This window comes from Flavobacteriales bacterium (assembly GCA_016716605.1).
Taxonomy (GTDB): domain Bacteria; phylum Bacteroidota; class Bacteroidia; order Flavobacteriales_F; family PHOS-HE28; genus PHOS-HE28.
Genome location: JADJWA010000001.1, coordinates 1 through 20,607, shown reverse-complemented (window position 1 = coordinate 20,607; position 20,607 = coordinate 1). Strand labels below are relative to the sequence as shown.

19 protein-coding genes are annotated in these 20,607 nt (G+C 59.8%); 14 read left to right on the top strand and 5 right to left on the bottom strand.

Annotated elements, in window-relative coordinates:
• The first annotated feature begins 61 nt into the window (after window positions 1-61).
• From IPM12_00095 to IPM12_00060, 8 genes are all read left to right on the top strand, one after another.
• Entirely contained in the window at window positions 62-388 is a 327-nt protein-coding gene (locus IPM12_00095) for a hypothetical protein (protein MBK9146198.1), read from the top strand.
• A gap of 38 nt (window positions 389-426) precedes the next feature.
• On the top strand, window positions 427-1,053 hold the full coding sequence (locus IPM12_00090; protein MBK9146197.1) for a GNAT family N-acetyltransferase: 627 nt from the start codon (window positions 427-429) through the stop codon (window positions 1,051-1,053).
• Window positions 1,054-1,106: 53 nt separating this feature from the next.
• Complete coding sequence (locus IPM12_00085) at window positions 1,107-1,463, top strand: LytTR family transcriptional regulator (GenBank protein MBK9146196.1); 357 nt, start codon at window positions 1,107-1,109, stop codon at window positions 1,461-1,463.
• Window positions 1,464-1,662: 199 nt separating this feature from the next.
• Window positions 1,663-3,696 carry a T9SS type A sorting domain-containing protein gene (locus tag IPM12_00080; GenBank protein MBK9146195.1) on the top strand — a complete coding sequence of 678 codons (2,034 nt, stop codon included), beginning with the start codon at window positions 1,663-1,665 and terminating at the stop codon, window positions 3,694-3,696.
• A 299-nt stretch (window positions 3,697-3,995) separates the two neighbouring features.
• Window positions 3,996-6,821 carry a hypothetical protein gene (locus IPM12_00075; protein ID MBK9146194.1) on the top strand — a complete coding sequence of 942 codons (2,826 nt, stop codon included), beginning with the start codon at window positions 3,996-3,998 and terminating at the stop codon, window positions 6,819-6,821.
• Between the two features lie 57 nt (window positions 6,822-6,878).
• Window positions 6,879-7,514 (top strand): isoprenylcysteine carboxylmethyltransferase family protein, encoded by a 636-nt coding sequence (locus IPM12_00070; GenBank protein ID MBK9146193.1) that lies wholly within the window; start codon window positions 6,879-6,881, stop codon window positions 7,512-7,514.
• A 174-nt stretch (window positions 7,515-7,688) separates the two neighbouring features.
• The gene (locus IPM12_00065; protein MBK9146192.1) at window positions 7,689-10,511 is read left to right on the top strand and encodes a CHAT domain-containing protein; all 2,823 of its coding nucleotides are present in this window, start codon (window positions 7,689-7,691) and stop codon (window positions 10,509-10,511) included.
• Window positions 10,512-10,853: 342 nt separating this feature from the next.
• The gene (locus tag IPM12_00060; protein MBK9146191.1) at window positions 10,854-13,526 is read left to right on the top strand and encodes a CHAT domain-containing protein; all 2,673 of its coding nucleotides are present in this window, start codon (window positions 10,854-10,856) and stop codon (window positions 13,524-13,526) included.
• A 7-nt stretch (window positions 13,527-13,533) separates the two neighbouring features.
• Here IPM12_00060 and IPM12_00055 read toward each other — a convergent pair whose 3' ends face one another.
• Together IPM12_00055 and IPM12_00050 are read right to left on the bottom strand one after the other, a co-directional pair.
• Window positions 13,534-14,208, bottom strand: coding sequence for a hypothetical protein (locus IPM12_00055; protein ID MBK9146190.1), 675 nt, complete (start codon window positions 14,206-14,208; stop codon window positions 13,534-13,536).
• The gene (locus IPM12_00050) at window positions 14,205-14,756 is read right to left on the bottom strand and encodes a sigma-70 family RNA polymerase sigma factor (protein ID MBK9146189.1); all 552 of its coding nucleotides are present in this window, start codon (window positions 14,754-14,756) and stop codon (window positions 14,205-14,207) included. Before IPM12_00050 ends, IPM12_00055 begins: the two co-directional genes overlap by 4 nt.
• A gap of 346 nt (window positions 14,757-15,102) precedes the next feature.
• Between IPM12_00050 and IPM12_00045 the strand changes: the two genes are divergently transcribed.
• Window positions 15,103-15,798 (top strand): hypothetical protein, encoded by a 696-nt coding sequence (locus IPM12_00045; GenBank protein ID MBK9146188.1) that lies wholly within the window; start codon window positions 15,103-15,105, stop codon window positions 15,796-15,798.
• Between the two features lie 2 nt (window positions 15,799-15,800).
• Window positions 15,801-17,486: a thiol-activated cytolysin family protein gene (locus tag IPM12_00040; protein MBK9146187.1), complete on the top strand. Its 1,686-nt coding sequence runs from the start codon at window positions 15,801-15,803 to the stop codon at window positions 17,484-17,486.
• Window positions 17,487-17,674: 188 nt separating this feature from the next.
• Here the strand turns inward: IPM12_00040 and IPM12_00035 are convergent, their stop codons facing one another.
• Window positions 17,675-17,845 carry a fibronectin type III domain-containing protein gene (locus IPM12_00035; GenBank protein MBK9146186.1) on the bottom strand — a complete coding sequence of 57 codons (171 nt, stop codon included), beginning with the start codon at window positions 17,843-17,845 and terminating at the stop codon, window positions 17,675-17,677.
• Window positions 17,846-17,851: 6 nt separating this feature from the next.
• On the opposite strand from IPM12_00035, the gene IPM12_00030 reads away from it, so the two are divergent.
• Both IPM12_00030 and IPM12_00025 read left to right on the top strand, forming a co-directional pair.
• Complete coding sequence (locus tag IPM12_00030) at window positions 17,852-18,091, top strand: hypothetical protein (GenBank protein ID MBK9146185.1); 240 nt, start codon at window positions 17,852-17,854, stop codon at window positions 18,089-18,091.
• The gene (locus IPM12_00025) at window positions 18,088-18,270 is read left to right on the top strand and encodes a hypothetical protein (protein ID MBK9146184.1); all 183 of its coding nucleotides are present in this window, start codon (window positions 18,088-18,090) and stop codon (window positions 18,268-18,270) included. Before IPM12_00030 ends, IPM12_00025 begins: the two co-directional genes overlap by 4 nt.
• Before the next feature lie 32 nt (window positions 18,271-18,302).
• Here the strand turns inward: IPM12_00025 and IPM12_00020 are convergent, their stop codons facing one another.
• On the bottom strand, window positions 18,303-18,704 hold the full coding sequence (locus IPM12_00020) for an SRPBCC family protein (GenBank protein ID MBK9146183.1): 402 nt from the start codon (window positions 18,702-18,704) through the stop codon (window positions 18,303-18,305).
• Window positions 18,705-18,791: 87 nt separating this feature from the next.
• Window positions 18,792-19,442 (bottom strand): orotate phosphoribosyltransferase, encoded by a 651-nt coding sequence (locus tag IPM12_00015; protein MBK9146182.1) that lies wholly within the window; start codon window positions 19,440-19,442, stop codon window positions 18,792-18,794.
• Here IPM12_00015 and IPM12_00010 point away from each other — a divergent pair.
• Window positions 19,441-20,076: an NUDIX domain-containing protein gene (locus tag IPM12_00010; protein ID MBK9146181.1), complete on the top strand. Its 636-nt coding sequence runs from the start codon at window positions 19,441-19,443 to the stop codon at window positions 20,074-20,076. The two genes, IPM12_00015 and IPM12_00010, sit on opposite strands and share 2 nt — an antisense overlap.
• Before the next feature lie 118 nt (window positions 20,077-20,194).
• A partial coding sequence (locus IPM12_00005) for a histidine phosphatase family protein (GenBank protein ID MBK9146180.1) occupies window positions 20,195-20,607 on the top strand: 413 nt, incomplete at its 3' end.

The following is a 20,607-nucleotide window of genomic DNA, read 5'->3' as shown; positions in this document are numbered from 1 at the left end:
ATCGGTACCGGGCGGAAGCCGAAAAGCCCGAATCAGATGAGTAGGCGCAATACAACGGAAAATGAAAACTGGACTTCTTCCGATCCTCGCTGTCGCACTCGTCACGCTGTCCTCCTGCGAGAAGGATGATGCGGTGAGTCCGAACAGCAGCCCGAGCTGCACCACGGGCACGCTGCGCTGCACCAATTCATCCACCAACACGGTCCAGCGGATCATGATCAGCGGCACGAACTACGGCTCGCTCGACCCCGGCGAGACCCGGAGCATCGAACTGGCCCCTGGCAGCTGGTCCTTGCAGTTCGTTGGCATCAGCGGCGGGTCGGGATGCAGCGCGAGTTCCTTCAACATCGCCGCGTGCCAGACGGTGAATCGTGGCTGCAGCCATTGACGGACCCAACCGCAGGACCACCAAATCAACGACCAGCCATGCCCACCTTCCGTCCCATCAGCTCACGCGCCGACCGGCAGACCTACCACCGCTTCCGCTATGACATCTACGCCGACAGCGTACAAAGCAGATTCCTGAACGACCGCTCCGGCACGGATATCGACGAGTTCGATGGCAGTGCCCTGCATCTGGGTTGGTACGAGGGCGATGATCTGGTGGGATGCGTGCGGCTGTTGGAGCCCATCCTCGGCCGCCACCCGCTGCACCTGTTCAAGTTCGGCATCAACGAAGAGACGGCCAACAGGCTGCGCACCAAGCTCGATGAGGCCACGCGCAATGGACGTCCCTTTCGCGAGGTGAGCCGCCTTTGCCTGGCGCCCCACTTGCGCGGACTGGCCACCACCCGGCAATTCGTGCTCGGCATCATCGCCGCTGCCCACCGCTACGGCATCGACCACTGCCTGTTCACCTGCGACCAGCCGCACGCCCCCTTCTGGAAGCGCATGGGCTTCCGCATCGCCGATGGACTTGAGCGCTACGAGCGGGGTGAGGCCATGCGTCCTGGCTGTCTGCTGGAAGGCCACTACAGCGAACTGCTCAGGGCCAACCGGGTGGAGCTGCAAGAAGTCGGGCTGGAGGCGGTGGTGGCATTGAAGGCGGCATGATAACGCTACCGGAATACTGTCCATGCTCTTGAACCTACCAACACCAAACGACATTGGAACCCCGCTTCCCACTGATCCTGAAGAGCGCCTACGGGCCGGTCTTCATTGAACTGGACAGCATCCTGCGTATCGATGCTGAGGATAAGTACAGCCGACTGCATTACACCAACGGCAGCAATGCCGTGCTCATGCACAGCCTTAGCGATCTGGAAGTTCGACTGGCGTGCGGTCAGCGAATTGCTGACCGGGTCTTCATGCGTACGCACCGGAGTTGCATTGTTGCGCTGCACCATGCCAAGGGTTTGAAGGGGCGAGACCGTGTTCTCCTGAACGGACAGGCGGCACCAGTCAGCCGAAGCGCATGGGCATCACTGATCGGCGTGTTGGGCTCCGTTGGCACCACGAAATAGACGATTCGCTCCGAGTGATCGCCGGTGGTCAGACAACACACTGGGCTAACGATGCACCGGATAGTTTCATCGCACCGATAACCATTCAGGTAATTCGGCATCAACGTCAGCATTGCTTGTTGAATGTGGACCCTAACGCGCATGATAACGCTCGTGCAATCCGAGGAATGAAGCTTGGACCCAACCAACAACCACTGACATGAAACGCTACCTGACTAAAGCCATTCTTTCAGCCACTACCATCGGCACCTCGATGGCCATGGAAATGCACATGGACCTGCACGGGCTGGTCTCTAATGCACACGTGATCGTCACCGCCACCTGCACGGATGTCCGCGCGCAGGCCGACCCCGCTCGCCCTGGTATCGTGGGGACGGTGGCTTGGTTCGATGCCGTGGAGACCATCCGCGAGAATGTGCCCGGCACCGCTCCACGGAACGGGCAATTGGAGCTGCACTATCTCGGTGGTTCCGCCGACGGCATCAACCTGCATTTCTGCGGCATGCCCACGTTCACTGCGGGCGAGCGCTACCTGCTCTTCCTGCTCAACGATGGCACCCGCTACATGACGCCCATCGTGGGAGCCAGCCAGGGACAGTTCATCATCAGGACCACCCCCGATGGAGGTACGACCTATGCGGTCAACACCGGTGGTCATGCCGTGCTCGGCATCGACGGGAACACCCTGATCATGTCCCGCTGCCTGATAGACCCCGGCACACATGAACACGGTACATGCAGCCATGGCGAGGACGATGGCCTCGACAGCGACCTAAGCGACGACATGCACCTGTACGAAGGCGAATTCATGCCGCTCGGCGAGTTGACCCGGACTATCCAGGAGCATCACTTCGACCGGCCTTCATTGCTCGACTGGACAAACAACACAGAGCCCATGCCCGCCTTGACTTTTGAAAGATCTGGGGACCATCAGGAGGGCAAGGAGGCAGCCGGTGACCCCAAAGCCTTGGGGGCTTGCAAGTACCAGGACGTGTACATCTCGATAAAGAAGAACGATGATGTCCCTGGCTTTGCGAACTGGGCCGTCCTTGATCTTTATGCCCGGGACATCTACGATAAGCACATCAACATCTTCACAAACACGCCGGGGTCGTCCAACGGCACATGGGGGGCGAACAATGGCAAGAACGAGATCCTGGGTTGGCAAAGCAGCAGTACCCTCGATCAAGCCTACGGATATACTTGGGGGGCATCCGCCCTTGGCGTTTGCATCACCTATTCAGTGAACGGAACGGCGTGCAGCCGGATCAAAGAGGCCGATATTGCCTTCAATCCTGCCTATTCCTGGACCACTGATTGGAATACCGCAGCTCAGTCCAACATCGTCGATTATCGCAGCATCATCATGCACGAGACCGGGCATGCATGGGGCTATCAGGTCGGGGCCAACTATCCGGAGTCGTACGACTACGGACAGCCTTCTGTGATGCACGGATACTACGGTGGAGCGGTATGGGAGAATGCCCGCGAACTCCACGCCAAGGATGCCCAAGTGATCAGGAACAAGTATGCGGATCAGGCCACGGTGAATGTGGTTACGGACCTTGGTGCGGAAACCTATCGAGCACTGAGCGGATCCGGGCTGCAGAACAGCTATGCCAGCCCCACCATGGTTTCTTCCGGTGGTCAGATCACGATTCATCGAATCACTGCCGAGAACAATTCCACCACACAGCAGAACAACGTGCGCTTGCGGTTCTACCTATCCACAGACCGCAGTCTCGGTTCAAGCGACCACCTTGTGGCCATGCACAGCCTGGGCAACATGGCCGCGATATCGCGCTCCGTGAACAGCTACACGCTCAATACGGTCGGCGTGCCACCAGGCAGCTACTACATCGGGGTGAAGATCTCGCGGAATGGCTCCAGCTACAGCACCGACGACCGTTCCGCCAACGACGTATCCTGGACCACCTTCAAAGTGAACGTGACGACGAACGTGGGGATCGAGGAGGAACATACCGCTGACCCACTTCGGGTATTCCCGAACCCCACCACCGGAAACGTTCTCCTTCAGCTTCCCCCTGACATCCGCCCCAAACAACTCCTGCTCATGGACATGACCGGAAGACTGATCGAGGAGCACCGCTTGACCGGAGGTGGGAACGAGGCACCGATCGAGTTCATGATCGACCACCCCAAAGGCATCTACCTGCTCCAGATGATCGATGCCGAAGGAAGGCGCTTCACCAGCCGGGTAGTGAAGGAGTGATCAATGGTGACCAAACCGTCCGCGTTTGAAGCAGACAATTTCGGCGTGGAGGCCCCTGTTCCATGGATTCTCCACTTCGGCAATAGACCAGTTCACGTTCCGATGTGCCACTTCCATCTAGGAGCGCAGATGCCCATCACACTGCGCCGGAGCACCCATAGCTTCGAACACCTTCGATAAGCCCAGACGCCCCTGCACCTCAGGTTCACCGCTTCGAACATGTTCTCAATCGAGTCGGACACCCGATCGCCCCTCGCAGAAATGGCCTACATTCAATCTTCCCCAACTCCCTTGGAACCATGCGCAACCTCCTCCTAACCTCAACCTTGGCTTTCACCGCCAGCATAGGCTTGCAAGCATATTCCGGCCAGCCCACTAACTTCTCCAAGTCCCAAGGCATCACACTGGAGGAGAACCGTGGCCAGGTGCGCGACCAGCACAACTACCCCAGACCCGATGTCCTCTTCACCAGCACCGCAAAGGGTAAGGTGATGCACCTACGCGAGGACGGCATCAGCTACCAGTTCTTCGAGAAGACTGGCAGCCGTGTGCTCTTCGAAGGCCACGGACCGGACCCCAATGAGGACCTGGTGGTGAACGATCACCTGATCACCCGCATCGATGTGGACTGGCTGGATGCCAGTATGCCCGCACGCATCACAACCGCGAGTACCGCTTCGGACCGCAACAACTATTACAACATTAAGACCGGAGGCAGTCCTGCATTGGACGTGCCGCGCCATGGTGCGGTGACGCTGCACGAGCTCTGGCCCGATGTGGATCTTCTTGTACATGGCAGCGAGGGCGCCATGGAGATTGACTGGCACCTATTGCGAGCCTCGTCAGTCGGCAACATCCGCTTTCGTGTGCGCGGGGCGACGGTGGATAGCGATGGCCGATACCTGCACTTGCGCAGCCCGGCGGGCACCATCACTGAAGGTCCACTGCAAGTGCTCCAGCATGGCAGGCCTGTTGAAGCCAGTTGGCTCATTGAGGACGATGTGGTGAGCATTTCCGTGCAGGGCGCCGACCCCGCCGCACCCTTGCTCATCGACCCGCCGGTGCTGGATTGGGCGACGTATTTCGGTGGGGCCGGCAATGTGCAAGCTCGGAACGTACTCACCGATGCCCAGGGTAATATCTATCAGAACGGTTGGATGGAGGACATCGCCAACATCGCCACCACCGGTGTCCACCAGGAACTCTTCGGTGGTGGGGACACGGATACCTTCCTGGTGAAATTCGATGCCGAAGGGAACCGTCTTTGGGCAACCTTCTTCGGCGGAATCGGGATGGAGGAGGCTTGGTATGGTGCCATGGATGCCTCTGGTGCGATCTATTTCGCAGGCCAGACCAATTCCCCGAATAACATCGCCACACCCGGAACGCATCAAACAGTATTGGGTGGGCAAGACGATGTGCTCATCGCCAAGTTCGATCAGAACGGAGCGCTGCTCTGGGCCACTTACCTCGGCGGATCTGCGGATGACAGCGGCTTCAACTGCGAGACCGACCCGGATGGAAATGTGTACGTGAGTGGCTACACACGCTCCGATTCCGCAATGGCAACCGTTGGTGCACACCAGACAACACTGAACAGTGTGCAGGATGCTTTCCTTGCCAAGTTCACTCCGTTAGGACAACTCATTTGGTGTACATACTATGGAGGTGACGAAACAGACCACATGCATGGTGTATCATACCATCCTTCCGGTCATGTCTTCGTTTCCGGTTGGACTGGTTCCTCCGATAGCATTGCCACGCCAGGCTCCCATCAGCCTTCATTCGGAGGCGGCATCAACGATGGCTTCCTTGCCAAATTCGACCTTGATGGCAACCGGCTATGGGGCACCTACTATGGGGGATCGGCGCATGACATCGGCAGGCCGTGTATTGTGAGCCAAGATGGATCGATCTACATGCAGGGCTACACGGAATCGGACAACAACATTTCCACACCCGGTTCATACCAAAGTTCGCGTGGCGGAGGAAATGACCTATTCCTGGCGCGCTTCGATACGGATGGAAACCGGCTCTGGGGAACTTACTACGGAGGACCAGCTGACGATCTAGCGCGGGTAATCACACTGGACAATTTCCATCGCCCAATGCTGTGCGGATCGTCCATGTCCACCACAAGCATCGCAACACTCGGAGCGGTACAATCCAACAATGCGGGTGGCGACGATATGGTGGTTGCGCGGTTCACGCCAGCTGGTCAATTGGATTGGGGCACGTACTACGGTGGCAGCGGCGATGACCGTGGACTAGGGATCGCTGTGGACGTATTCGGGAACCTCCTGATCTCCGGAACGACTACCTCCACAGGCATCGCCACGCCAGGCAGCTTTCAAGAAGTCCATGGGGATGGTGGGCTCACGGATGACGGCCTCCTTGTCAAGCTGGCCTGTCCCGCTCCCACATTGAATTTGACCTCGGACCAGAACGCCGTTTGCCTCGGGGACACAGTCAACTTGTCCGCGACCCCCACACCGCCCGGTGGCGATCTTCTCTGGAACCCTGGCGGCGCGAGCGGCAGCACACAGAGCTATGCACCCGACGTGGACCTTGACGTAATCGTTACCTACACCGACTTGGAGGGATGTGTGGTCAGTGCCAGTGAGAGCATCACGGTACTTCCGCTGCCCCCAACGCCGAGCATCACTCAGAACGGCACCACACTCACGTGCGATCCGCCCGGCTCGGAACATGTATGGACGCTAAACGGCACGGTGCTCCCCGGTGAGGACGGAGCCGCGCTGGAGATCACGACCGGCGGTAGCTACCAAGTAGTGGTGACGGATGCCAATGGTTGCTCCGCCATCTCCGAGCCCTTCCAAGCCATCATCACCAGTATAGAAGAAGATGCGGACCATCGCGGCTTTACCATCTTCCCCAACCCCGGTGATGGCCACTTCAACGTGCTGATATCCGGGCCTGGCGACCGCTTCCAAACCTTGCGTGTACTCGACATGATGGGTCGCACGGTACATGTGCAACGTCTTCCCGTTACACCGTCAGGAGAGCCCTTCGTGCTGGATCTCGCGCAAGCAGCTTTGAGCACGTACCTCTTAGTGCTGGAGGGCGATGGGAAGCGGATTCAACAGCGCATCGTGGTGCAGTGAGCCGCAATAACTGATAACGGTTAGCAAAGCGCGGGAATCAACCACTAAACCACCGCCATGCGCAAGCTCCCTTCCATCCTGCTCCTCTTGTCCCTGCTCTACTTGGTGCCCCTACTGGGAGCGCCTACGCTGCTACTGAGTTGGCCTGTACTCTTCGCCGCCACATTGTGTACGCTGCTCCTAGCCACCCAACCAGTGATCGATGCCAAGGAGACCCAGGAACATCGCAACACCGATTGCAATACGCTGTGGCTGATCCTCGGCGTGAGCGCCTTGGGCCAGGTGGCCTGCCTGTTGGAGTGGGCCTACGTTCGCGAAGCGTCACAAACATTCACCCCGCTGGCCATCGGCGGAAGCGCTGTCATGCTCACTGGGATGATCCTGCGTTACTGGAGCATCCGTACGCTGGACCGTGCCTTCAGCGCCACAGTGCGCATCAAGGAAGGACAACAGCTGATCACCAGCGGCCCGTACCGACTGTTGCGCCACCCAAGCTATACCGGAGCCTGGCTGGTGTTCGTGGGCGTGGCCCTGCTCTTCCACAGCTGGGCCGGTCTGCTGATCATGGGGCCTGGCATGTTCTGGGTGTACACGCGCCGCATCGCTACCGAGGAGCGCACCCTGGAGGCGGCCTTCGGCGAGGCGTACCGGGAGATGAAGAACAGGACGTGGCGGATGGTGCCGGGGTGGTGAGGGGGAGGCGACTTGCTCAATGCCCGGGAAGCACGGCACTCCATCCGTACCACATCAAGTGTACCATGGTCGATCGATTGATAGTCATGTTACTTAGCTTGCACGATCGGGTTGTATGGCAAGTCCATCTCGACATGCAGCAGGTCGTTCAACCTTTACCACACTTGCCAAGACATGGACCATCCCACATTCTTGAGGAGGATCACGTGGCACTCGATCTTCGGTATTTTGTTTTCGGCTTGTGCAAGCATTGACCGACCAGATGTAGCTACGGACACGCAGGCGGATGAGGAGCGATCCGCTTACAGTATTCAAGAGATTGCCTCCTCAGTGCAGCAGGATACCGCTGGGCTGGGTAGGATAAAGGCGATGCATGTAAAGGCGGTAGCCCTCTTGAACGCGGACAGCATCGAAGCAGGTGCCCAGTTGGCCTGGCAGGTGGTGGATTCAGCGTTGAAGCTGCCCTTGCCCGATACAGCTACGGCGCTACTTTCCCTGGTAACCTTGGCTGATGAGTTGCGCGAAGCAAGGGACATTGATGGTGCCCTCGTTGCCCACCAAAGCGTAAATGCACTCCTTGATAGCTGGAGACCCAGTGAAGCGGCATCGATCCATGTTGCGATATGGTCCCTCGCGGCAACAAACCATAGGAATCTGTATCAACTCGACCAAGCACTCAAAGCCGCCGGTCGGGCCGCTAGGATCGCAGAAGTATTGGCCGAACCCATCGGTCTAATTCAGTCCTTGGATGCGCTGCTGGACATTGAATTCTCATCAGGCCAATATGATCGCGCGATCCGGACTGGAACTCGGGCACTAGACCTACTGAAGATGGCTGAGATCGAGGAACAAGAAAGGTACTACTGGCAATATCGCATCTGCATGAGCTTGGCCCAGGTAAGCAATGCACAGGAAGATTTCGATGTTGCCAGCAAGTATTTCAACTTGGGGATCCTTGCCGCAGGGAATCGCTTCGGCATTCCGAGCTTCAACTATGCAACAGCCATCCTGAACAAGGGTATCAGCTTCCTGCGTGATCCAGTACAAGTGGATTCGGTATTGCACTATCTGCGCCTTGGTGAAACTCTACTACCGGAAGAACATCCGGCTCAAGCCATGATCAAGCGCTACAACATTGACCCCATGATCGGCTGGACTCTGGCACATGCTGGCAGACTGGATGAACTGCATGGGTATGACCGATTGGATACATCTTCCATCGCCATTGATTGGCAGCAACAGGGAGACCCAATGACCATGCTCGGTCTGTATGGCTATGAAGCGGGTATCCATCAGGAGATCTTCAAGCATACGGGGGATCCTGGAGCCGCAAGGATGGCGTTGCGCTTCTTTGAAGAGGTGGACAGAGGTGCCCACGCGATCTACCGGAATATGGATCTGGACGGAATGCCTCGCCTGACATCCCAAGTAAGTGAGCATAAGAAACAATATCTGTACCTGCTGGCATTGTTGAGTGAGCAGGGCATCATGCCCATTGACATCCCGTTCGCGACCGAGTTGATGGATCAGGCGAAGTCACTTCAGTTGCGCAAGTTCATGCAGGATGCAGCCGTTGCAGAAACCAATGGTGGTTCCAACTACCATAGGCTCCAACGCCTGATAAGAGCCCGAAATGCAGGTCTATCCATCGATTCGCTTTCGCCGGGTGCTTTGGAGGCCAGAATAGATTCCATGCAAGAGGCATTCTTCGGCGGTCGTCTTCCGTCGCTGGAGCGTACGTCGGGAACTGCTTTCGAGAAGTTGCGGGCAGTGGCAGAGAATGGAACAAGTGTGATCTCATTCTCCATGGTCGATTCTGTCCTTTTCCAACTCGCCGTATTTCCGGACACCACCATATTGGCATGGCAGCATCTCGATGAGATGCAGCGTGAGCTGATCAGCTCATTCCAAGCTGGCTTGTCAAACCCCGCATCAAGTGTGGACAAAGCACTTCGCCTCGGCGCTTTGATCTTCAGCAAGATCCCCGTACCCCGCACATCAAGCACGCTGATCATCCCGGATGGCACCCTGTGCCACATACCCTTTGAAGCGATCGAGGTGCCACATCACAATGAAGCGACCGCTCTCCTCGGCGATCTCACCACCATCCGATACGAATACTCCATCGATCTCATAGACCGCAAGCACAAGAGCGCCGTACCCGGCACCCTTTTCGCCCTGGCCCCGGAGTTCGCTCCCCCACCACTTGCTACGGATACGGATCTTATCGCCCTCAACGACTTGCTTGCCTCTCGGCCCAACCTCCGCGCCAACTTGGGCCCATTGGTCCACAACCGCGAAGAAGTGGATGCTTTGGCCACGCGCTTCAAGGGAAGCACGATCACCGGCACGCACTTGGCCAAGGAGCAGGTACTGGAGGGCATGCGCAACGCCGCCGTGCTGCACTTCGCCACCCATGCCTTCGCCGACCAGGACGACCCCGAGCGCTCGGCCATCGTGATCAGCGGCGATGCCGCGCAACGCAACAACGAGGCAGCAAGCAGCGACCGCAGTTGGAGCAGCCGCCCCAACGATGCCCTGCTCCACGCTTGGGAGATCCAGACCATGCCGCTCAATGCCCAACTGGCTGTGCTCAGCGCCTGCGAGACCGCCGTGGGCCGCGAACAGGCCGGCGAAGGGGTGATGTCATTGGCCCGCGCCTTCCGCTATGCCGGGGTGGACAACATCGTAAGCAGCCTGTGGAAGGTGGACGATGCCGCCACCAAGGAGATCATGCTTTCCTTTTACGACAACCTTGCGGAGGGCATGGGCAAGGCCGAAGCTCTGGCCGAGGCTAAGCGGTTGTACCGCACGACCTATCCCAATGAGCCCCCGAGCAAGTGGGCAGCCTTTGTTCTGATTGGCGATAATGAGCCAGTGCTTTTGAAGCAGCGGGCATCGATGCAGCCGTGGATGTGGGTGGCCGCAGGGGCAGCCCTCCTTGCGGGTGCTGGCCTGTGGGCAAGGCGGCGCAGTAAGGCCCGATTGGCGGCTTGATCGCAACTCCGCTTTCAGCGCTGTGCACAGGACCGATGCGGCGGGCGTTGGTTGCCTCTTTCCGGATTGGGTTGGCAGAACAGTCATGGATCTGCAGCACAAGGGGAAGCGCGCACCAGTGCGCCGCGGTTCTCCTTGCATTTAGTTCCTTCGTGAAGCTGCAAGCAAAGCAGTGGCAAGCCCATGGGAAGTTCATCAAGGAGTGAAGCCGGCTTTTCCGGGCACAGCGTCGTCGTACTTGCGGCCCTTGTGGCTTGCGCGTCGTGTTCGCAATCTGGGCAGGAAGAGGGTCCGGCTGCGGATCAGGCAGGAGCACCGGCCAATGACCAGGTCAGTTCGGAATTGAATCCGGCAGCGCCTTATGCAGCCTGGCAGACGTATCCGGACACCTTCACGATCGCGCTCGACTCGATGTTCGCGTTGGCAACGACCCTGTTCGAGGAGGACGAGGATACAGCTGCGGTGCGGTTGGGTTCGATGTGCGCGTGGAAGTGCATGACGCTTCCTCAGGCGGATACGGCGCGTGCGCTGGGCATGATGAATCGAACTGCATTGCGCTATCAGAACATGGGCATGTACGACCATGCCCTCGCCCGATTGCGCGAGATGGAAGGGATATGCGATCTGATCCCTTGGTGGAGGCGGAAGGGGAATCGACCTGCGCTCATGAGCTTAGGTCAGATCTACGGAAGCGTCGGCGACCTCGACAAGAGCCTCTATGCATCGCGAATGGGATATGAAGTAGCTCAGGACGGCGATGACCCAGTGCTTAAGCGGAAGTCGGCTATGACGCTATGCATGTCATACGTGATGGCACGTTCATTCGAGGAAGCGATGCCCATCTGCAAGGAATGCTGGCAGCGGTCGCTCGAGGAGCACAAGAGCCTACCTCATGGCGATCCAGCTTTGCTGCACGAATCCGCGAACCTGCTCGGACAAGTGTATATGGCGTTCGGGGATTTCGATTCGGCCATGGTCTGGATGGATATCAGCATCCTCAACGCTCGGCTCGGATACGGTGCGAAGAGCTATGATCACAGCTCGGCCTTGTTGAACAAAGCGAGGATGATGGTGCGTGAACCGCTTGATGCGGACTCGGTGATCCGTTGCTGTCGGTTCGCGATTGAGGCAATGCCGGTCAACCATCCGGCATACGGAGTGATTCATGATGTGTATATCGCACCCACGATCGCATACGCTGCCGCGGCCAGTTGTGATGAGCGCACCGCCTTGGCCTGGCTGACTTTGGATACAGTGCAATTTCCGCTCGACCATACGGGAGGCGGGGATCCGACCGGCCTTCTCGCCCGCCTCGCATACGAAGCATCGGCTGTTCAGGAATTGCATCGATGCACAGGCAAAATCGTGTACGGCACGTACGCGGCTAAGCTGCACGAGGAGAATCGACGTGTGGCCATGCTCAATCTCGATGAATTGGATGCGGCGGGGGTGGCGAGCGCCTTGGGCCAGAACCTGGTCCAGAACAGCCAGTACCTCGATCTGCTCAGTTCCCTGCACCGTGCAGGATTGACCTCGTTCGAGCATTTGGCCGAGGTGATGGACGAGCGGCGGTCATTGGATCTTCGTCGTTTCCAGCAGTTCTGCGCGGCATCCGATCCGCGCGCTGTTGCTGCAGCGCGGGAACTGCAGGAGCGCAGAGCGGAGCGCATCAGCCGCCAGAGCGGCCCCGGTCTCGATGCGAATGAACGCGACCGCCTGAATTCGGTCATCGATTCCCTTCAAGAGCTTCTCAAGAGAACGCAACCCTCTTTTACCGCTCCGGTCTCCGTGGGTGCGCTGGCTCGTGCTCGTGAGCTCGCCGGGAGGAGCACCGGCGTTCTCACATACGCGCTCGGAGACACATCCCTGCATGTACTGGCGGTGTTCCCGGATACCAGCTTGTTCCTCTCCAAGACGTTGAGGGCAACAGACAAGACGATGCTGGCTGCGTTGAGTGACAGCCTCCGGTCTGGGCGCTCCGGCAGCTGGCAGCAGGAATCGCTTCAACGCGCTGGAGACCTGCTCCTGGGTTCGTTGCCCGTGCAGGGCGCGAGAGAATTACTGGTCATTCCGGAGGCGCAACTCGCGCAGCTGCCGTTCGAGGTACTGCCCGTGACCGCTGCGGATGGCAACCAAACCTTGCTCGGGGACCTGGCCACTGTGCACTATGAGTATGCGCTGGTCAGTTCACCTGATCCATCGCGTTCGGAGCCGGTGGGTGAGTTGCTTGCCATCGCGCCGGAATTCGAACCGATCGACACGCGCGGCGTTGATCCTTCCGATGTTCAAAGCAGCTTGCGCAGCGCATTCCGCGACGCCATTGTCCCGCTTGCCCACAACACAGCCGAGGTTGAAGGCTTGCTCAGGATCTTCTCAGGCCGCAGCATCACGGGCGGTGGGATCCGCAGCGATGAGGTCGCCATGGGCGCGGCTCAGCCCGGCGATGTGCTCCATTTCGCCACGCATGCCTTCTGCGATCCTGTCTATCCGGAGCGATCAGCCATCGTTCTCTCCAGTGCGACCGTGGAACCCAGCGCTGAGCGCGGAACGACCAACGCTGGAGCACTGATCCACGAGTATGAGATCCAGAGCCTCCCCATCCGGGCGGATATGGTGGTGCTGAGCGCATGTGAGACGGGGATAGGCAAGGAGCTGGCTGGCGAGGGCACGCTCTCCCTGGCCCGCGCGTTCCGCGTCGCCGGCGTACCCAACATCGTCTCCTCCCTCTGGAAGGTGGACGACCTGGCCACCAAGGAGATCATGGTGAAATTCTACGAGCACCTGGCCGAGGGCATGGGCAAGGCCGATGCATTGGCCGAGGCGAAGCGGTGGTACCGGAAGGAGTACCCGAGCGAGCCGCCGAGCAAATGGGCGGCCTTCATCCTGATCGGCGACAACGAGCCGGTGCGGTTGAAGAAGCGGAGGCCCGTGCAGCCTTGGTTGATCGGAGGCGGATTGGCCGCGGTGATAGCGGCCCTCGCGGCCCGGCGGCGGCGCATGCGTCGCGCGGCCTGAGCGCCTGTCACAATTCCTCCAAGAGCTCATTCGCGGGCGCGCTCTCGCTGCACCCGCTTGAGGTCACAGGCAAGAGCAGTTGGCGGGCGGTGGCCTCGTCGTCTTGCATGAGGTTCGCCAACGCGAGCACGAACCCGCGGCGGGCCTCGGTGCATGTGGTCGTGAATGGAACTGTGCCAAGCACCGACTTCGCGCGTTCCACCTCCTTTTGTTGCAACAGGGCCAGTGCGCTATCGAGCAGCGCCTCTTCGCCGATGACGCCTGCTGGCACTTGACCGCGCACACCGCCCCGCGCCCGATCCACGTAGTTCATGGCGAGTTCAGCATGATCCGTGGGCAGCAGGTAGTTGCCGATGCCAATGGCAACGAGCACCAGCACGCTTGCTGCCGCTGCCATCCAGGCCCAATTCGGCTTGCGCCCTATCGGGATCACTGGGGCCGCCGTGCCGCTCCCGCTCGCCTGCTCCTGTTCCGCTGATACCCGCGTGACCAATTCGCGGAAACGCAGTTCCGGTTCGTTGCGCAACGCCACTGTCACGGCTTGCGCAGCCTCCACCTCGGCCCGGAGACCCGGGTCCGTGGCCATCTCATGCTCGAATGCGGTGCGCTCCACCGGACTCATGGCCCCCTGCACATAGGCGATGATCCGCTCGCTGCGTTTGATCTCCTGCTCTTCGTTCATGGTCGCGCAGGTTGATGGTATGCACCCATGGAATTCCTTTCCGCTTCGTGGAACTGGTTGAACGCCTTACGGCAGCGGAAACGCTTCAGGCGCACGTAGTCCTGGTCCTTCCAGCCCATGGCCAGCATGATCTCTTCGGGCTTCTTCTTATCGGCGTCCATCCGGAACAGTTGCTGGCAGTCGGCGCCAAGCCGGTCGAAGGCGCGCAGAGCATTCTGCTGCCGGGCGGTTTCCTGAGGGTCCACTTCCGATTCCATGAGTTCAGCTTCCGGTGTGTGTGTTTCCACCGGTTCATTCCCTGTACCCAGCCCACCGTTATCAAATCGCCGGCGGCGTCGCAACTCCTTCAGCCACAGGTTGCGCGCGGTGCCGAAGCACCAAGAGGTCATCTGTGCGTTCGACTGCACCGTGTACTTGCCCGCCGCTGCGGCTTTCCAAAGCTCGACGACTGTATCCGTGGCGATGGCCAGTCCATCCTCCCGGCTCCCGCTGTTCGCCCGCACATGATCGACGATGACGGGCTTGATCTTGGCGAGCACCTGGTCCACGGCTCTTGACTGGCTGGCCTGATCGGCGCTCAGGAGCCCGTTCACCAGATCAGCATCGGATCGGACCAGTTGCATGGCCCCGAATGTAGCCGGGCGGCTTGATAACGCTTTCGGCTAGCCTGGTATGAACCCTTGAACCGTGGATGGTCCCGGTTCGGGCGGATGCCGAAAAGCCCCAAGCGAGTAGGCGAGGAATTCCACAAGCACCATGAGGCACATCCTTTCCTCCATTCTGTTGGCCATGTACTGGGAATTGGAAGAACTGACCGAGGAATGAACCCGATAACACCTGGCCATGAAACCAAGAACAAAGCTCAAACCCGTCATTCTCAGCTTTCCCATGGGCATGCTCCTACTCATATGGAGTGGCTCCACGGTAGCGAACGCACAGGCGCATGAGTTTCCGCAGTTACGCCTCTTGCTCGCGGCCGATGCCAACGGTATCGGGAACGATCAGACGGGCGGCGCAGCAGGCGGCCTCCGCGTGGGGAGGCTGGCCATCACGGTTGCGGGGCATTATGCCTTCAATACAGGGGCCACCGGTCTCTACGCGGTGGAGCGGGAACTCAAGGGCGTGGTTTATTCGGCGGGGCTCTATCAGCCATTGCTCGGTGCGCGGCCACGGAAACGGAGGCCCGGCGCCATTGCTTGTCCGGCGTGGGGGAACGGGCGCGCTTCAGTAGAGCGCTTGCGGAGTGAGCGCAGGATCCGGGTGGAGGGCGTTGCCCGCATCGGCTACCAACGAGAGGTGTGGGATTACCGCTTGAGTCCTCGCTCGGCGGAAGGCATACCTCCGTCACGGACATACCGGGTCCGGAACAATGGAGCACAGGCCGCAGCCGGTTTCTCCATCCGCTACGCGAGCCTATGCGCGGAGATCGTTCTCGCCGTGGTGGGAACAGTGCCAACCGTGGAAGGGGATCATAACCCCTTCGGGGAAGGATTGCACACCCATCAACGCCCCTTCGCCTTCCGATTGACCACGCAACCGCTGGCCCGCATCGGGTTCAGCATTCCACTCACAAGAACCAACACACGTTAACCATGAAACACGCTTTCCAGAAATCAGTAACGCTCCTGCTCACCGTTGCCGCCGCAACAGCGTGCAAGAAGGAACCGAACGGCGGGCCAGATTGGCCGATGCCCGATGATGAGGTCATCATCCAGTATGTCGACGACTCCTTGCGCGAAGCCTTCAATTCGGCGATCGCCGGTCAAACGAACTGCTTGCAATTCCCCGCACCTGTGGATCCACCGATGCCAACAGGTGGTGCATCAGAAGAGGATGAGCAGGAGAACCAACAGACCTGGACATGCCAGGTGCAGCCCATGCGCTTCGGCCCGCAGTTCAACGAGGCCTCCATCTTCGGTCCTAGCGATGTGGCGTATGTAGGTTCCATCCTGCGCGGCGGATCGATCTCCAGCGGCGAATGGACGCCCATGAACTACCAAGGGCGCGCGCCGCTCACGGTGACGAGCTCCTTGAACACGGGCTCGGCCTCCGCATCGGTGGTGATGGCGAATCCGGGGCTCTCTGCATACGCCGATGCGCACAACAGCCTCATCAGCAATGCCATTGTCGGTGGAACGCCCAGCACTGTAATGCTGCATACGCATGAGGTGAAGGCGCGCGAAGAGGCGCAGCGGCAGCTTGGTTTCGGAGTGGGCGCCAATTTCGGGCTTTGGGGCGGCAGCATTGCCGGTCAATTCTCCTGGAATAGTGTTCAGCAGCGGTCGAGATTCCTGTTGAAATTGGTTCAAGCCTACTACACAATGAACCTGAACGTGCCAGCAGAACCCGATGATTGGTTCGGGCAGGGACACCTGCCCAGCCATGAACAAATGATCGATCAGAACCACTGCCCCGTCTACATCTCCTCCATCACATACGGGCGGATCGCTTACGTCACCATCGAATCCTCCTCAAGTTCCCAAGAGGTGAGGCAGGCCATCCAAGCTTCATGGAACGCCTACACCGCCAGTGGCACGTTCGACTTCAACAACGCACAGATGAATGCGCTGGAGGACCGGCAGATCAGCGTGTTCATGATCGGAGGCAATACCAGCGGGCTTCAGGACATCGCTGCGGGCGACATCGGCGGCATGATCGGCAGTGGGGCGCAATTCAATCCCAACTCATCGCCTGGTGCGCCCATCGCGATGGCAGTGCGCAGACTCAGTGACAATGCCATCGTCAACTTCGTGACCGTTAGCGATTACAACGTGCGTCAATGCGAATTGACTGGCACCTTGGTGACCACGCAGATCGAGGGCGGCCAATGGCGTGAGTACTGCCCGGTGCTCGAGCCCGGCTGCGACAGCGATTTCGGTGGGAATGGTCCCTATGTGTCTGGTCCGATCACCATTGCACCATCGACGGACGGGAAGCGCGTTGAAGCCTCGGTGAACGTACTATTCAACGAGACGCGGCCCGATACCGACCCCGATGACACCAGGGCAAGGGTGCTGGTGACCAGCGTGCTTTACACAGCGCCGCCCGGGAAAGTGGTTTCGACGATTTCGGCCAACACCACTTACCATGTGCAGTACATGGAAGGGCCGGACCCCTCTCACGGATCCGAGACCATCGCTGTTACTTCAGGCTTCATTGAGCAGATGATCGTGAATGGCGATACCGGCGGCAACGACCTGCCTTGCGAGAACAACGAGGAAAGCGCGTACTTCAAAGTCAAGTACAAACCGTTCCAAGTCACGTTGGTAGATGAGTGATTTCGGACAAACGCCATTGGAAGGGCCGCCTCGGAATGGGGCGGTCCTTCTCGTTGGTGCATATTGCCACCTCGCCGTCCACGTACCCCCCAAACGACACCGCCCCAACGCTTGCGCGCCGGGGCGGATGTCCTTCGGAGAGTATGTCCAGTATTGCGCGGCAGGCAGGTCGCGCGGGCAGTGGCGCCTTACGCGGCCATGGCGCGGCAGGGCTCGCTCTTGCTGCTCTCGCCAGCGGTGCCCAGGGCGCTCACGGCGAAGAAGTAGAAGGTGCCCGGCTCCAGGCTGTCCGCATTGAAGCGGCTCTTGCTGGTGGCGCCGATGAGCTGCCAGTTGAAGGGCTCGGCCGTGGTGCTCATGAACACATGGTGCATGTCGGCACCGTCCTCGCGCTTCCACTGCAGGGCTACGCGGCCGCTGCGGTTGGTAACGAAGGCACCCAGGTTCTTCGGCGGGTTCAGCTAGCCGATGAGGCTGCCGCGCTTCACCACCTCGAAGCGGCTCAGCAGGATCTTGTCCGCATCATCTCCCTCTCCCTCCTGACATTCGTCAGTCGCGCGGTGCGGCGCCCTGCCGAAGTTCACACCAGCAAACAGCAGCCATGAAAGAGCGGATACAGCAGCAAGGGCCTAGTGGCGCGGTGTACGGCTTGGGCTTCGTTGGTGCGGCCATCTATTACATCGCGCACGCCACGGGTTTCTGGATGGGGGCCTTGGGCTTGCTCAAAGCCGTGGTGTGGCCAGCATTCCTGGTGTACGAGGCACTTCGTGCATTGGGCGCGTGAGCCGGGGTGATACCTCGATGCGCTCCCTCTACCTACCCATGCACCTCCTTCATCCTCTCCACGATGTGATCGAAGAGGTTGCCGAGCGGCTTCTCCACCATCATCTTGATGAAGGGATTGAGGTCCGCGTTGAAGACCTGGTGGAGCGTGGTGGTGCCGTTGGCTTCGTTCAGGTGCACGTCGAGCGTGAAGGGGAAGGGGCTGCGCTCGGTGGCCTTCATCTTCACCAGTGAGGGGGCTTCGCCGCCGTCGAGCGCGAGGCCGATGGTGGCGGCGCCCTGCACCTTGAAGGAGCAGCTCTTGCCATCGCTTTGCCAATCGCTGATGCGGCTGGTGGGCAGCAGCTGCTGGAAGTTGTTCATGTCCTGCAGGAAGGCGTGCAGCTCGGCTGCCGGTTTCGCGATGGTGACTTTCTTGCTTTCGATAGTTGTCATTGGAGTCTTGTGTTGAAACCGGTCACCGCGAGCTAGCCCGACGAAGGAGGGCTAGCGAAGCGGTCCCATTACCTGCATGGAGCTATCTCACGCCTTCACCACGCCCCACCCCGCCGGATCCTTCCTCCACTCATTCAACGGCAGCAGGTCCTTCTCGGTGATGTACTCGTCTTGCAGGGCTTGGTCAACCAGCACGCTGTAGTTGGTGAGCGAGTGCAAGGGCACCTTGGCCTTCGCGAAGGCCTTCGTGGCCTCATCGAAGCCGTAGGTGAAGATGCTCACCATGCCCTTCACTTCGCAGCCGGCCTCGCGCAGGGCGTCCACCGCGTTGAGGCTGCTCTTGCCGGTGCTCACCAGGTCTTCCACCACCACCACGCTGCGGCCCACGGTCAGGTCGCCTTCCACCTGATTCTTCATGCCGTGGTCCTTGGCGCCGCTGCGCACGTAGATGAAGGGCAGGCCGAGGTCATGCGCCACCAATGCGCCGTGCGCGATGCCGCCGGTGGCCACGCCCGCGATCATGTCGGGCCGGCCGAACTCGCTGTTGATCACATGCACGAATTGCTGGCGGATGTAGGTGCGCACCGCCGGGTAGGAGAGGATCTTGCGGTTGTCGCAGTAGATCGGGCTCTTCCAGCCGCTGGCCCAGGTGAAGGGCTTCTTGGGGCTAAGTTTGACGGCCTTGATCTGGAGAAGGAATTGTGCCACCTTCAGCGACGGATCCAACGGTGATGCCATGCGGCGAAAGTATGCGGTGTGGGTAGGAGGGAAGCCGGTGGAGATATCCACAGCGGCGCCTGACGAGGCCGTGCGCGAGCATTGGCTGCTGGTGAATGCCGGCCGCGATGCCGAGGTGGAGCGCGCGGTCGGCGCCTTGGGCCATGCCGAAGTGAAGGGACTGCTGCTCTTCAGCGCCAGCGGCTTCGATGCGTGGCGCTCGTTCAGCAGCATGCATGCGCCGGTGGTGGCGGCCGGCGGTGCGGTGCAGGATGAAAGCGGCCGCTTGCTCGTGATCCATCGGCGCGGGCACTGGGACCTTCCCAAAGGCAAGCTCGACAAAGGCGAGAGCAGCGAAGAAGCCGCCGTGCGCGAAGTGCAGGAGGAGTGCGGGCTGAAGCAGCTGCGCATCCTATCGCCCTTGCCCAGCACCTGGCACACCTACACCGAGAAGGGCCGCCCCTGGCTGAAGCGCACGGATTGGTTCCGCATGCAGGGCTCCTCGCTCGAGCCGCTCATCGCGCAGCACGAAGAGGACATCGACCAGGCGCGCTGGGCCACGCGCCAAGAGCTGCCGGCGATCATCGCAGGCAGCTACGCCTCTTTGCGCGTGGTCTTCGATGCGTGGCTGACCGCCAGCCGGAGTGCTTCATGATACGGTTGGTTTCATCTGGCTGCTCTCTGGCTGAATGAGTCATTGCGAGCATGATCGCCAACGGCGATCTTGCGAAGCAATCTCGTTACCCTTGACCCGCTTCTGACCACAAGCCCCCATGCGCACCCTCTACCTCTGCCGCCACGCCAAGAGCTCATGGGCCGATCCGGGCCAGAGCGATCATGAGCGTCCGTTGAACGAACGTGGCCTGCGCGATGCGCCGGCAATGGCGCGTTTCTTCAAGCAGCGCAACGAGCCGGTGCAGTTGATCGTGAGCAGCGATGCCAATCGTGCGCAGACCACCGCGCGCTTCTTCGCGAAGGAACTCGGACTAAGCGGTGATCAATTCCGGCTCGATCCGAACTTGTATCACGCCAGCGATCGCAGCATTGCGGGTGTAGTGGCCAACTTGCCCGACGATGCCGATCGCGTCATGCTCTTCGGGCACAACCCCGGCTTCACGGAAGTGGTGGAATACTTCGCGAGCGAAGGACCGGCCAACATGCCCACCTGTGGTTTGGTGCGCATCGA

Coding starts and splice junctions, on each gene's coding strand:
- IPM12_00075 (MBK9146194.1), top strand. CDS start 3,996: ATGCGCAACCTCCTCCTAACCTCAACCTTGGCTTTCACCGCCAGCATA.
- IPM12_00025 (MBK9146184.1), top strand. CDS start 18,088: ATGAAAGAGCGGATACAGCAGCAAGGGCCTAGTGGCGCGGTGTACGGC.
- IPM12_00030 (MBK9146185.1), top strand. CDS start 17,852: ATGGTGCATGTCGGCACCGTCCTCGCGCTTCCACTGCAGGGCTACGCG.
- IPM12_00035 (MBK9146186.1), bottom strand. CDS start 17,845: ATGAGCACCACGGCCGAGCCCTTCAACTGGCAGCTCATCGGCGCCACC.
- IPM12_00095 (MBK9146198.1), top strand. CDS start 62: ATGAAAACTGGACTTCTTCCGATCCTCGCTGTCGCACTCGTCACGCTG.
- IPM12_00015 (MBK9146182.1), bottom strand. CDS start 19,442: ATGGCATCACCGTTGGATCCGTCGCTGAAGGTGGCACAATTCCTTCTC.
- IPM12_00040 (MBK9146187.1), top strand. CDS start 15,801: ATGAAACACGCTTTCCAGAAATCAGTAACGCTCCTGCTCACCGTTGCC.
- IPM12_00020 (MBK9146183.1), bottom strand. CDS start 18,704: ATGACAACTATCGAAAGCAAGAAAGTCACCATCGCGAAACCGGCAGCC.
- IPM12_00070 (MBK9146193.1), top strand. CDS start 6,879: ATGCGCAAGCTCCCTTCCATCCTGCTCCTCTTGTCCCTGCTCTACTTG.
- IPM12_00055 (MBK9146190.1), bottom strand. CDS start 14,208: ATGAACGAAGAGCAGGAGATCAAACGCAGCGAGCGGATCATCGCCTAT.
- IPM12_00065 (MBK9146192.1), top strand. CDS start 7,689: ATGGACCATCCCACATTCTTGAGGAGGATCACGTGGCACTCGATCTTC.
- IPM12_00010 (MBK9146181.1), top strand. CDS start 19,441: ATGCGGCGAAAGTATGCGGTGTGGGTAGGAGGGAAGCCGGTGGAGATA.
- IPM12_00090 (MBK9146197.1), top strand. CDS start 427: ATGCCCACCTTCCGTCCCATCAGCTCACGCGCCGACCGGCAGACCTAC.
- IPM12_00080 (MBK9146195.1), top strand. CDS start 1,663: ATGAAACGCTACCTGACTAAAGCCATTCTTTCAGCCACTACCATCGGC.
- IPM12_00045 (MBK9146188.1), top strand. CDS start 15,103: ATGCTCCTACTCATATGGAGTGGCTCCACGGTAGCGAACGCACAGGCG.